The sequence below is a fragment of the Janthinobacterium sp. DSP2-3-3 genome (assembly GCF_049897325.1).
Classification (GTDB): Bacteria; Pseudomonadota; Gammaproteobacteria; order Burkholderiales; family Burkholderiaceae_D; genus Janthinobacterium.
In genome coordinates this window covers 140,757-152,634 of the sequence record NZ_JAFCWA010000001.1, presented here as the reverse complement: position 1 = coordinate 152,634, position 11,878 = coordinate 140,757, and the positions used below count along the sequence as shown (strand labels likewise).

At 63.7% G+C, this 11,878-nt stretch carries 15 protein-coding genes; 11 read left to right on the top strand and 4 right to left on the bottom strand.

The window, feature by feature from the left end; all coding sequences use genetic code 11:
- The first annotated feature begins 49 nt into the window (after positions 1–49).
- The 9 genes from ACP7DE_RS00840 (at position 50) to ACP7DE_RS00800 (ending at position 8,141) form a co-directional block, all read left to right on the top strand.
- Positions 50–2,254: an EAL domain-containing response regulator gene (locus tag ACP7DE_RS00840; protein ID WP_426070304.1), complete on the top strand. Its 2,205-nt coding sequence runs from the start codon at positions 50–52 to the stop codon at positions 2,252–2,254.
- A 130-nt stretch (positions 2,255–2,384) separates the two neighbouring features.
- Positions 2,385–3,251, top strand: coding sequence for an urease accessory protein UreD (locus tag ACP7DE_RS00835; protein WP_426070303.1), 867 nt, complete (start codon positions 2,385–2,387; stop codon positions 3,249–3,251).
- A 25-nt stretch (positions 3,252–3,276) separates the two neighbouring features.
- Positions 3,277–3,579: an urease subunit gamma gene (locus ACP7DE_RS00830; RefSeq protein ID WP_034751936.1), complete on the top strand. Its 303-nt coding sequence runs from the start codon at positions 3,277–3,279 to the stop codon at positions 3,577–3,579.
- A gap of 93 nt (positions 3,580–3,672) precedes the next feature.
- A complete protein-coding gene (locus ACP7DE_RS00825) occupies positions 3,673–4,002 on the top strand; it encodes an urease subunit beta (RefSeq protein ID WP_426070302.1) in 330 nt (109 codons plus the stop codon).
- 1 nt (position 4,003) lies between these two features.
- The gene (gene ureC, locus ACP7DE_RS00820) at positions 4,004–5,704 is read left to right on the top strand and encodes an urease subunit alpha (protein ID WP_426070301.1); all 1,701 of its coding nucleotides are present in this window, start codon (positions 4,004–4,006) and stop codon (positions 5,702–5,704) included.
- A 13-nt stretch (positions 5,705–5,717) separates the two neighbouring features.
- Positions 5,718–6,242, top strand: coding sequence for an urease accessory protein UreE (gene ureE / locus ACP7DE_RS00815; protein WP_426070300.1), 525 nt, complete (start codon positions 5,718–5,720; stop codon positions 6,240–6,242).
- Positions 6,242–6,922, top strand: a complete 681-nt coding sequence (locus ACP7DE_RS00810; RefSeq protein WP_426070862.1) for an urease accessory protein UreF — start codon at positions 6,242–6,244, stop codon at positions 6,920–6,922. The genes ureE and ACP7DE_RS00810 overlap by 1 nt, the downstream gene beginning before the upstream one ends.
- 23 nt (positions 6,923–6,945) lie before the next feature.
- Positions 6,946–7,584, top strand: coding sequence for an urease accessory protein UreG (gene ureG, locus ACP7DE_RS00805; protein WP_426070299.1), 639 nt, complete (start codon positions 6,946–6,948; stop codon positions 7,582–7,584).
- Positions 7,581–8,141 (top strand): HupE/UreJ family protein, encoded by a 561-nt coding sequence (locus ACP7DE_RS00800; RefSeq protein WP_426070298.1) that lies wholly within the window; start codon positions 7,581–7,583, stop codon positions 8,139–8,141. Before ureG ends, ACP7DE_RS00800 begins: the two co-directional genes overlap by 4 nt.
- Here the strand turns inward: ACP7DE_RS00800 and ACP7DE_RS00795 are convergent.
- Positions 8,138–8,749 (bottom strand): 1-acyl-sn-glycerol-3-phosphate acyltransferase, encoded by a 612-nt coding sequence (locus ACP7DE_RS00795; RefSeq protein WP_426070297.1) that lies wholly within the window; start codon positions 8,747–8,749, stop codon positions 8,138–8,140. The two genes, ACP7DE_RS00800 and ACP7DE_RS00795, sit on opposite strands and share 4 nt — an antisense overlap.
- A 250-nt stretch (positions 8,750–8,999) precedes the next feature.
- Between ACP7DE_RS00795 and ACP7DE_RS00790 the strand changes: the two genes are divergently transcribed.
- On the top strand, positions 9,000–9,221 hold the full coding sequence (locus ACP7DE_RS00790) for a hypothetical protein (RefSeq protein ID WP_426070296.1): 222 nt from the start codon (positions 9,000–9,002) through the stop codon (positions 9,219–9,221).
- A 151-nt stretch (positions 9,222–9,372) separates the two neighbouring features.
- Here ACP7DE_RS00790 and ACP7DE_RS00785 read toward each other — a convergent pair whose 3' ends face one another.
- The 3 genes from ACP7DE_RS00785 to ACP7DE_RS00775 form a co-directional block, all read right to left on the bottom strand.
- On the bottom strand, positions 9,373–10,437 hold the full coding sequence (locus tag ACP7DE_RS00785; RefSeq protein ID WP_426070295.1) for an alkene reductase: 1,065 nt from the start codon (positions 10,435–10,437) through the stop codon (positions 9,373–9,375).
- A gap of 56 nt (positions 10,438–10,493) precedes the next feature.
- Positions 10,494–10,790, bottom strand: coding sequence for an ArsR/SmtB family transcription factor (locus tag ACP7DE_RS00780; protein WP_101481826.1), 297 nt, complete (start codon positions 10,788–10,790; stop codon positions 10,494–10,496).
- A gap of 156 nt (positions 10,791–10,946) precedes the next feature.
- Positions 10,947–11,306, bottom strand: a complete 360-nt coding sequence (locus tag ACP7DE_RS00775; protein WP_426070294.1) for a DUF1304 domain-containing protein — start codon at positions 11,304–11,306, stop codon at positions 10,947–10,949.
- 210 nt (positions 11,307–11,516) lie between these two features.
- Between ACP7DE_RS00775 and sugE the strand changes: the two genes are divergently transcribed.
- Positions 11,517–11,837 (top strand): quaternary ammonium compound efflux SMR transporter SugE, encoded by a 321-nt coding sequence (sugE, locus tag ACP7DE_RS00770; protein ID WP_034783172.1) that lies wholly within the window; start codon positions 11,517–11,519, stop codon positions 11,835–11,837.
- Positions 11,838–11,878 lie beyond the last annotated feature (41 nt).

The window sequence follows — 11,878 nt, the reverse complement described above, 5'->3', positions numbered from 1 at the left end:
GCGTGGCAACGGACCGCCGCGCCTCATCCAAAGCTGAGAGAACTGCTACATGCACCGCGATTTTTCGGAAGTAAATTCGAAGGGCGAAGTACTGATCGTTGAAGATACGCCGGCTTCGCTAAAGTTGTTGAGCGATTTGCTGGGTGGCGCCGGCTATGCGGTGCGCCAGGCGCCGAACGGTGAACTGGCCCTGTGGACGGCCCAGGCGCGCCCGCCCGAGCTGATTTTGCTCGACGTGCGCATGCCGGGCCTCGACGGCTTTGAAGTCTGCCGCCGCCTGAAGGAGATACCGTCCTTGCGCCAGGTGCCGGTGATCTTCCTGTCGGCCCAGTACGATACGGACGACAAGGTGCGCGGCTTTGCGCTGGGCGCCGTCGATTTTATCGCCAAGCCCTTCCAGGCCGAGGAAATCCTGGCCCGCACCGATGCGCACGTGCGCCTGGCGCGGGCGCAGCTGCAACTGGCGCAGGAGCGCGCCAACCTGGAACGGCGCGTGGCCGAACGCACGGCCGAACTGGCGCAGGTGGCCAGCACCCTGGCGCGCGAAGTGCAGATCCGCCGCGGCAATGAAGAATTGCTGCGCCTGTCGGGCCAGGTCTTCGAAGCCACCCAGGACGCCATTTTGATCACGGATCCGGCCGGCGTCATCGTCACGGCCAATCCCGCTTTTACACGCATCACCGGCTATGCGGCGCAGGAAGTGGTGGGCACGGATATCATGCGCCTGCATGCCGAGCACACGGGCGAAGCGGTGCTGCTGGCCATGCGCCAGGGCTTGCGCAGCAGCGGCTGCTGGTCGGGCGAGGTGCAAACGCGGCGCAAGAGCGGCGACACCTATCCCTGTTTGCTCAGCGTGTCCACCGTGCATGGCCCGGATGGCGGCGTCGTCAACTACGTGGGTGTCTTCCTCGATATCAGCGAGCGCAAGGCCGAGCAGCATCTGATCGACTTCCTCTCCTACCATGACGCGCTGACCGGTTTGCCGAACCGCGTGCTGTTGCGCGAGCGCTTCGAACAAGCGCGCGCGAACGCCCTGCGCGACAGCCAGCAAGTGGTGCTGATGTGCCTGGACCTGGACCGCTTCAAGAATATCAACGATTCGCACGGCCAGGCCGTGGGCGACAAGGCGCTGCAAGTGGTGGCACGTTTCCTCTCCGGCTGCGTGCGCGAAGGCGACACCGTGGTGCGCCAGGGCGGCGACGAATTCCAGATCCTGCTGCACGACGATGCCCTGCTGGGGCGCACGCTTGCGCTGGCGCAAACCATCCTGGCCGGCTTGCGCGAAGAACTCAGCGTCGATGGCGAGCGCCTGGCGCTGACCACCAGTATCGGCATCGCCATGTGCCCGGCCGACGGCGACAGCCTCGACGACGTGCTGCGCCACGCCGACACGGCACTGGTGCGCGCCAAGGAAATGGGGCGCGACCATTACGCCTTCTTCACGGAGCGCATGGGCAGTGATATCCGCGCCCGCCTGGCCATGCAGCAGCAACTGCGCGGCGCCATCTGCCGCGATGAATTCGCCGTGCATTACCAGCCGCAAATGTGTTTGCGCACGGGCGCCATGCTGGGCGCGGAAGCCCTGCTGCGCTGGGATAACCCGGTGCTGGGCAAGGTGCCGCCCGGCCTGTTCATCGCGCTGGCCGAGGAATACGGCTCGATCACGGCCATCGGCGAATGGGTGCTCGAAAGTGTCTGCGCGCAGATCCGCGTCTGGCACGATGCGGGCCTGGGCAGCATCAAGGTGGCCGTCAACCTGTCGGGTAAACAGTTTGCGCAGGACCGCACGGTGCCGTTTGTCGAGGCGACCTTGCGCAAATACGGCATCGCGCCCGCCTGTCTGGGTATCGAGATCACGGAAAGCACGGTGATGGGCGACCCGGACAAGGCGGTGGCGGCTCTCACGCGCCTGAAGGATATCGGCGTGGGCATTTCCCTCGACGACTTCGGCACCGGCTATTCCAGCCTGGGCTATCTGAAACGCTTTCCCATCGATGTGCTGAAGATCGACAAATCCTTCGTCGACGACGTTACCACCAGCAGCAGCGATGCGGCCATCGCCCGTTCCGTCATCTCGCTGGCGCACAACCTGGATATGCGCGTCATCGCCGAAGGCGTGGAAACGCGCGAACAGGTGGCCTTCCTGACGGAACACGGCTGCGACGAAATGCAGGGCTATTATTTCAGCCGGCCCCTTGCCGCGGAAGCCTTCACGGCCTTGCTGCGCGAACGGCGCATCCTGGCTGTGACCTGAGCCCCGCGGTGCGGCCGATGCACCATGCCGGTGCATCCGCTGCAGCATGGTGCGCAATGCTCACTATTCCTTCCCCTGACGCTGGCACATATCCTGCTTAGGTAGTCGCTTATTTACGCGATTGCTCCGCATGCCAGACAGCACCCGTCCAGCTATATCGAATGACGCCAGCGCGCACAGCGCCTGGCAGGCGCATTTGCGCCTGGGCTTTGCCTGGCACGATGGCGTCAGCCGCCTGGTCGAGCGCACGCATAGCGGCCCTTTGCGCGTGCAAAAGCCCCTATATCCCGAAGGCGATGCCGTCTGCCACGCCATCATCATCCATCCGCCCGGCGGCGTGGTGGGCGGCGACCAGCTGGCCGTCGACGCCACGGTGGGCGAGGGCGCGCATGCGTTTCTCACGTCGCCGGGCGCGGCCAAGTGGTACCGCGCGAATGGCCACGTCTCGGGTCAGCATATCGTGCTGCGCGCCGGCGCCGGCGCCGCCATCGAGTGGCTGCCACAGGAGAGCATTTTCTTCGACCAGGCTTGCGTGCGCCTGCGCCACGAGGTGGAACTGGCGGCGAACGCCAGCTACATCGGTTGCGACATCGTTTGCCTGGGCCGCAGCGCCTCTGGCGAAATTTTTAACACGGGCAGCATCAGCCAGCAGGTGCAAATCCGCCGCGGCGGCAAGCTGCTGTGGTGGGAGCAGGGCGTGCTGGCCGCCGACGGCGCGCTGATGGCCAGTCCACTGGGATTGGGAGGCCACACGGTATGCGCCACCCTGATCGCCGTCGGCACGTCTATTTCTCCCGCCGTGCTGGCGGCCGTGCGCGAGATCGCCGTGCCGGCCGGCGCCGCATTCGGCGCCACGCAAATCAAGGCGCTGGTGGTGGTGCGCCTGCTGTGCGGCGACAGCGAGGCGGCGCGTCGAATCATGCTGGTCGCCTGGCAGTTGCTGCGCCCCGCCATGCTGGGACGCGACGCCGTCGTACCCCGCAGCTGGAACACTTGATCAGGAAAGAAGCGCAAGGAAAACCATGGACCTGACTCCCCGCGAAAAAGACAAGCTGCTCATTTTTACGGCCGCACTGCTGGCCGAACGGCGCCTGGCGCGTGGCTTGAAATTGAATTATCCGGAAGCGGTGGCTCTGATCAGCGCCGCCATCATGGAAGGCGCGCGCGATGGCAAGTCGGTGGCGCAGCTGATGTCGGACGGTACGAAAATACTCTCGCGCGCCGACGTCATGGATGGTATCGCCGAGATGATCCCCGATATCCAGGTGGAAGCGACCTTCCCCGATGGCAGCAAGCTGGTGACCGTGCACCATCCAATACCGTAGTTTCTTGACTGGCCAGGGCGCCACCCGCGCCATGGCTGTTTTTGCGCCGGCGACCCGCCGGCAAGCGTAACGCGATCTTTGAAGGAGCCCCTCATGACCCCAGGCGAATACAAATTGGAAGAAGGCGAAATCAGCCTCAATGCGGGCCGCGCCACGGCCACCGTGGTGGTGGCCAACCGGGGCGACCGGCCGATCCAGGTCGGCTCGCACTTTCACTTTTTTGAAGTCAATCCGGCGCTGGCTTTCGAGCGCTGGCGCGCCTACGGCATGCGTTTGAACATCACGGCCGGCACCGCCGTGCGTTTCGAACCGGGCCAGCAGCGCACGGTGGAACTGGTGGCGCTGGCGGGCGAACGCAAGGTTTACGGCTTCAATCGCGAAGTGATGGGCGCACTGCAAGACACTCCACCAGGAAAGGATTGAGATGGCCAGCATTCCCCGCAGCGCGTACGCCGAGATGTTCGGCCCCACCAAGGGCGACCGCATCCGCCTGGCCGACACGGAACTGTTCATCGAGATCGAGCATGACTATGCGATCTACGGCGAAGAAGTGAAATTCGGCGGCGGCAAGGTGATCCGCGATGGCATGGGCCAGTCGCAGCGCTGCGCGGCCGAGGTGATGGATACCGTCATCACGAATGCCGTCATTCTCGACCACTGGGGCATCGTGAAAGCCGATATCGGCCTAAAAAATGGTCTGATCTTCGGCATCGGCAAGGCGGGCAACCCGGACATCCAGCCCGGCGTGACGCTTCCCATCGGCGGCGCGACCGAGATCATCGCCGGTGAAGGCATGATCGTCACGGCCGGCGGCGTCGACACGCATATCCACTTCATCTGCCCGCAGCAGATCGAGGAAGCCCTGATGAGCGGCGTGACCACCATGCTGGGCGGGGGCACGGGACCTGCCGTGGGCACGGCCGCCACCACCTGCACGCCGGGGCCATGGCATTTGCATGCCATGCTGGCGGCCGCCGACGCGTTTCCCATGAACCTGGGCTTCATGGGCAAGGGTAATGTGAGTTTGCCGCTGCCGCTGGAAGAGCAGGTGCGCGCGGGCGCCATCGGCCTGAAACTGCATGAAGACTGGGGCAGCACGCCGGCCGCCATCGACAACTGCCTGTCGGTGGCCGACCGCATGGATATCCAGGTGGCGCTGCACAGCGATACCCTCAACGAAGGCGGCTTCCTTGAGCACACCCTGGCCGCCTTCAAGGACCGCACCATCCACACCTTTCACACGGAAGGGGCGGGCGGCGGCCATGCACCCGACATCATCGCCGCCGTAGGGCAATCCAACGTGCTGCCCTCGTCGACCAACCCGACGCGGCCCTTCACCGTCAACACGCTCGACGAGCACCTGGACATGCTGATGGTGTGCCACCACCTGGACCCAGCCATTGCCGAAGACGTGGCCTTTGCCGAGTCGCGCATCCGCCGCGAAACCATCGCCGCGGAAGATATCCTGCACGATATCGGCGCCATTTCCATGATGTCGTCCGACTCGCAAGCCATGGGGCGTGTGGGCGAAGTGATCATGCGCACCTGGCAGACGGCGCACAAGATGAAGGTGCAGCGGGGACCGCTGGCGCCCGACACCGCGCGCAGCGACAATTTCCGCGCCAAGCGCTACATCGCCAAGTACACGATCAACCCGGCCATCACGCATGGGATTTCGCACGTGGTGGGCTCCATCGAGGCGGGCAAGATCGCCGACATCGTGCTGTGGAAGCCGGCCTTCTTCGGCGTCAAGCCATCGATGATTTTAAAGGGCGGCATGATCGCCGCCGCGCAGATGGGCGACCCGAACGCGTCGATCCCCACGCCGCAGCCCGTGCATTACCGCATGATGTTCGGCGCCTTTGGCGGCGGCCTGAAAAAGTCGTTCACCTTTGTCTCGCAGGCGGCCTACGACCTCGATATCGGGCACCAGTTGAAACTGAATAAATCCGTCATCGCCGTGAAAAACATGCGCGGCTTGCGCAAGCACGACATGATCCATAACAGCGCCACGCCGCACATGGAAGTGGACCCGGAAACCTATGCCGTGCGCGCCGACGGCCAGCTGCTGGTGTGCGAGGCGGCCGCCGTGCTGCCCATGGCGCAGCGCTATTTTCTATTCTAGGCAGGAGACAATCATGCTCACTTTGCATACCAAACTGGCGGCGGACGATCATCGCGCCGCCGTTGTCCAACTTGTGCTGCCCTATGACCAGCGCGAAAAATGCCGGCTGCGCGCCGTGCTGTCGAATGGCGACGAGGTGGCCGTGTTCACTGTGCGCGGCACGGTGCTGCGCGACGGCGAGCGCATGACGGGGCCGGAAGGCCAGGTGGTGCAGATCGTCGCCGCACGCGAACCGACCTACCTGGTGCGCTGCCTTGATGCGCATACCCTGCTGCGCTGCGCTTTTCATTTGGGGAATCGCCACACGCAGGCGCAGGTGGGCGACGGCTTTTTGCGCATCCGCAAGGACGTGGTGCTGAAGGAGATGCTGGAAGGCTTGCAGGCGACTGTGACGGAAGAAAGTGCGCCGTTCGAGCCGGAGGCCGGCGCATATGGAGGTGGCCATGGCCACCACGACGGCCACGGCCGGCATTTGCTGGCGCCCGTGCCGTTGCGGCAGAAAATCCACCGCCCCGGTGATACACCGGGCACCGCATGATGCAGGCCTCGGCCCTGCTGCATTTGCTGCAGTTCGCCAGCCCGGCCCTGCCGATTGGCGCCTACAGCTATTCGCAGGGACTGGAAGCGGCACTGGAGTGCGGCCTGGTGAACGATGCGGTCACCGCGCGCGACTGGATCGCGCAGCATCTGACGCAGGTGGTGGCGCGCTGGGAAGCACCTCTGTGCTGGCGTTTGATGCAGGCGTTCGAGGCGCACGATCTGTGCGCCGTGCAGCGCTGGAGCGAGCGCTTCATCGCTTCGCGCGACACGGCGGAGTTTCGCGCCGAGACCATCCAGATGGGATACTCCTTGACCAAGCTGCTGGCCGAGCTGGGCGTGGCCGACGGCGTGCTGATCGACATGCTGCAGGGCCAGCCGGAAGTGGCCCTGCCCACGGCCTATGCCTGCGCCGTGGCGGCGCTGGCCATTCCGCGCGAGGAAGCGTTGCTTGCCATGCTGTTTGCGTGGGCGGAAAACCAGGTGCTCGTCTGTGTGAAATCCGTGCCGCTGGGGCAGGTGGCGGGCCAGCGCCTGCTGCTGTCGCTGCGGCCGGAGCTGGAAGCGGCGGCGCTGACGGCGCAAACCTTGCAGGACGACGAGCTGGGCAACTGGGCGCCCGGCCTGTCGCTGCTGTCGATGCGGCACGAAGTGCAGTACAGCCGCCTGTACCGATCCTGAACACGACAACGAGAGACTACAACATGACATCGATCAACTCCAATCCCCTGCGCGTGGGCATCGGCGGGCCTGTCGGCTCGGGCAAGACGGCTTTGTGCGAAATGCTGTGCAAGGGCATGCGCGAACGCTACGACATGGCCGTCATCACGAATGACATTTACACCAAGGAAGACATGGAAATCCTGCTGCGCGCCGGTGCCTTGCCGGCCGAGCGTTTAATGGGCGTGGAGACGGGCGGCTGCCCGCACACGGCCATCCGCGAAGATGCTTCCATCAACCTGGAAGCCATCGCGCGCATGCAGGCAGACTTTCCCAATCTGGATTTGATCCTGGTCGAATCGGGCGGCGATAATCTGGCCGCCACCTTCAGTCCGGAATTGTCGGACCTGACCATTTACGTGATCGACGTGGCCGGCGGCGAAAAAATCCCGCGCAAGGGCGGGCCCGGCATCACACGCTCCGATTTGCTCATTATCAACAAGACGGACCTGGCTCCATATGTAGGCGCCAACCTGGACGTGATGGCGCAGGACGCCAAACGCATGCGCGGTGAGCGCCCCTTCGTGTTTACCAACCTGCGCAGCGGCGACGGCGTGCAGGTCGTCATCGATTTTATCCGCGAGCAAGGTTTGCTCGACCAACCAGGCAAGGAGCTGCAATGAGCGCAAGACTGATGAAGAAAACAGCCGCCGTGGCTGCGCTGTGCCTGCTGGCGCTGCCCGCCATGGCCCACCCCGGTCATGGCGAGAGTGCCGGCTTCCTGGCCGGTTTCGCCCATCCGTTCACGGGCATCGACCATTTGTTGGCCATGCTGGGCGTGGGTCTCTGGGGCGGCCAGCAGCGCCGTGGCTGGGGCCAGCCGACCACTTTCCTTGGCATGATGCTGCTCGGTGCGCTGGCCGGCATGGCGGGCTTGCGCATTCCCGGTCTGGAAACGGGCATCGCCGCCACGGTGGCGCTGGTGGGACTGGTTATCGCGTTGGCGCTGGCCTTGCCGAACTGGCTGGGCGTGGGTCTGGTGGGCATGTTTGCGCTGGCGCATGGCAATGCGCATGGCCAGGAATTGCCGGCTGCAGCGGCCGCGTGCGGCTTCATGCTGGCTTCGGCCATGCTGCTGTGTGCGGGACGTTTCGCCGGCCAGGTGATGGCCGAGCGCGTTCTGCGCGTGGCCGGCGTGGCCTTGACGGCCGCCGGCGTGGTGCTGATGGGAATGAATTAAGCGCCGGGGCGCTTCTCGGATAGCACGATGGGCGCCGCCTTTTCCGGATGCAAGCCCTGGTGGCCCGCATACACGGCGGCGATGGCGGCCATGTCGGCTTCCTTGTCGCCCGTCAAATAGATATGGTCGACGATGCCCAGCACCTTGTTCGGGTAGTCGATATACACCAGCAACAGCGGCACCTTGGCGGCCAGGGCCAGGTGATAAAAGCCGCTTTTCCAGTTCGGACGGTAGCTGCGCGTCGCTTCCGGCGTGATGGCCAGCCAGTACCAGTCGGCGGCCAGCATGCGCTCGGCCTGGCGGCCGATGGTGCCGCTGGTGGTGCTGCGGTCGACGGGTTCGCCACCCAGGTAGCGCAGCACCTTGCCCATGGGGCCGCGGAACAGGGTATCCTTGGCCAGCCAGCGGAACGGCAGCGACAGCGCCCATTTGCCGAACAGGCCCACCATGAAATCCCAGTTCGACGTGTGCGGGTAGACGACGACGATGCCGCGCGGCCCAGGCAGGGGACGGAAGCGCATGCGCCAGCCAAACAGCTGCAGCACGCGCAGCGCGCAGCGCTGGTGCCAGGTCGGCAAGTCGCCCGCTTGTACAAATAAATCGTCCATTGATACCCTTCAGTGACACTGTTCTTAATGGGATGGCGCTGCTGGCCATTTTCCTTGAAGCAAAAATTCTGCGCAGGCATTTTATACGGGGCTGGCGGTGGCGACAAGCAGCCGAGGCTGCTATTCATGCGGCACCGGGGCTGTTGTTGCTGCTATTTTAACGATGCTTTGTTACTGTGGCGGGCACTAAATGCGCACAATGTGGTCAAAACTCGGTGCAGCGTTGATCCAGCCGACAGGGAGGCATGGCATGAAAAACAGTATCGATGATGTACCTGGGGAGCATGACCGGACGGACAAAGTGATGGCCGAGCTCGTCGAGCGTGGCGTGGCGTTTCATCACACCCTGGGCCGGACGGTGGCGACAGCCTACTTGCGTGAGCACGCGGTGCCGGCCGAGGTGATACGTCGTGTGTTCAGCAGCGTGCACGCGCGCCGTCCGGCCCGGCCGGCACGGCGCCGATGGCGCTGAAGGTGGGGGAACTGCGGCGAAAGTAAGGCGGCGGGCGCCACGATCATTGCGCAGTCAGCTGCGTTGGTATCGTTGCGCCCGCCGCCGGGGGGATGAGCAGCTCAGTGCCGCTGAGGGTGCTGCGCTGAGAATGCTGCGCTGAGAATGCTGTTTAAGCCTGTGCCGCCAGTGCAGGGTAATCCGTGTAGCCGGCAGCGTCGGGTGCGTACAGGGTGTCCGCATTCAGCGGATTCAATGGCGCGTCGCTGTGCAGGCGGATAGGCAGGTCGGGATTGGCGATGAACCACAGGCCGAAGGCCACGGCATCGGCTTCGCCCGTGGCCAGCAAGGCTTCGGCCGCCGCTTTGTCCATTTTCTCGTTGGCAATGTACACGCCGCCAAATTCCTGTTTCAGGTACGGGCCCAGGCGGTCTTCACCGAGCGCTTCGCGCGCGCAGATGAAGGCGATGCCGCGCTTGCCCAGCTCGCGTGCCACATAGCCGAAGGTGGCGCGCGGGTTGGAATCGCCCATGTCGTGCGCATCGCGGCGCGGTGCCAAATGCATGCCCACCTTGTCGGCGCCCCATACCTCGATGCACGCATCCGTCACTTCCAGCATCAGGCGGGCGCGGTTTTCAATCGAGCCGCCGTAGTTGTCGGTGCGCAAGTTAGTGCTGTCTTGCAGGAACTGGTCGAGCAAATAACCATTCGCGCCGTGGATTTCCACGCCGTCGAAACCGGCCTTTTTCGCATTCTCGGCGCCCAGGCGGTAGGCCGCCACGATGCCGGAAATCTCTTCCGTATCGAGCGCGCGCGGCGTGACGAATTCCTGTTTCGGGCGCAGCAGGCTGACATGGCCGGCCGGCTTGACGGCGCTGGGTGCCACGGGCAGGTCGCCATCGAGGAAGACGGGCGCGGAAATGCGGCCCACATGCCACAGTTGCAGCACGATCAGGCCGCCAGCGTCATGTACGGCCCGGGTGATGTGTTTCCAGCCTTCTACCTGCTCCTCGGACCAGATGCCCGGCGTGTCGGCATAGCCCACGCCCTGCGGCGTGACGGCCGTCGCTTCCGAGATGATCATGCCGGCCGAAGCGCGCTGCGTGTAGTACTCGGCCATCAGGGCGTTGGGCACGCGGCCCGGATTGCCGGCGCGCGAACGCGTCAACGGCGCCATGATGATGCGGTTTTTCAGTTGCAGACTGCCAATGGTGATGGGGTCGAATAAGGTTGCCATGGTTGCTATCTTTCCTGTCGAGAATGCCGCGAACGGCGATAAGGATGGGGCTACGGTTACAAACCTTGTTGCATATGTTCCAGAAAAGCCTGAATGGTGGCTTCATTGCGCTTGAAGAAACTCCACTGCCCGACTTTTCTGGCGGAAATCAGGCCGGCCTTTTGCAAGGTGGCCAGGTGGGCCGAGACCGTCGATTGCGACAGGCCCAGGCTGCGGTCGATCAGCCCGGCACAGACGCCGAAGTCGAGCGGATGGTCTTGCTGGGCGAAATGCTGCTCCGGCTCCTTCAGCCATTGCAGGATCTGTCGCCGCACGGGGTTGGCCAGCGCCTTGTGGATGGCGTCGATGTCCATGGTGTTTCTCCAGGTCTATGTTCGTCTGTAGACGATATATGGTTCGTCTTTTGTGAATTTCAATATCGCTATACTACGATATAAATAAAAAACTGCTGACAGCGTGGATTTTCAGGGGGGCAGGCGTTGGGCGGTCGCATGGCCGCCCGGCAGGAATCAATCGAAGTGGAACAGCAGCAAGGCGATGACGGCAGGCGCCGTTTGCAGATAGAGGATGCGTGTCATGACGGTCACTGCGCCCCATACGCCGGCCACGGCGATGCACGCCAGGCCGAAGACGGTAAACGCATGGGCGATGACCGCGTCCGGGTGAAAAAAGCCCAGCGCCAGCGCTGCTACGAGAAAGCCGTTATAGCAACCCTGATTCGACATGGCGGGACGCACGAGCTCCGCTTTTTCCTTGGACAGGCCAAACACCTTGCGTCCGCGGGTATCGAACAGCACGGTTTCCAGCAACACGATGTAGATGTGCAGCAGCAGGATGAGGGCAGTAAGAACTTGGGCCAGAGTGTGCATCGTCGCTCCTGAATGGTTGAGATGCAATCATTATGCTGCCACCAGCAGGTTTTTTGGCAACATTTGACTGGAGCGGTCGCACAGGGGAAAGTGTGCTTGCAGCAAGTGTTTTTACCCAGTGGTATACTTTTTCTTTTGCTCCTGTGGGGACGACCCCGCTCGATGATGGGGCTGCATGGCGGGGACGACCCTGCCGCCTCGGGAGTAGTGATGGCGTGGATCATCCTGGTATTGGCAGGTTTACTGGAAATTGGCTGGGCCATCGGCCTCAAATATAGCGCCGGCTTTACCCGCCTCGTGCCATCCGTACTGACGGCCATTTCCATGCTGGGCAGCGTGGTGATGCTGGGCCTGGCGCTGCGCACCTTGCCGCTGGGCACGGCGTATGCGATCTGGACGGGCATCGGCACCGTCGGCACGGCCATCTTCGGCATCATGGTGTTGGGTGAACCGGCCAGCGCCGCGCGCATTGCCTGCATCGCCTTGATCGTATCGGGCATCCTGGGCTTGAAGCTGCTCAGCCCTCAATAATTTCCCTGATCCGCCCTGCGCCGTCGTGCCGCCCTGATGTA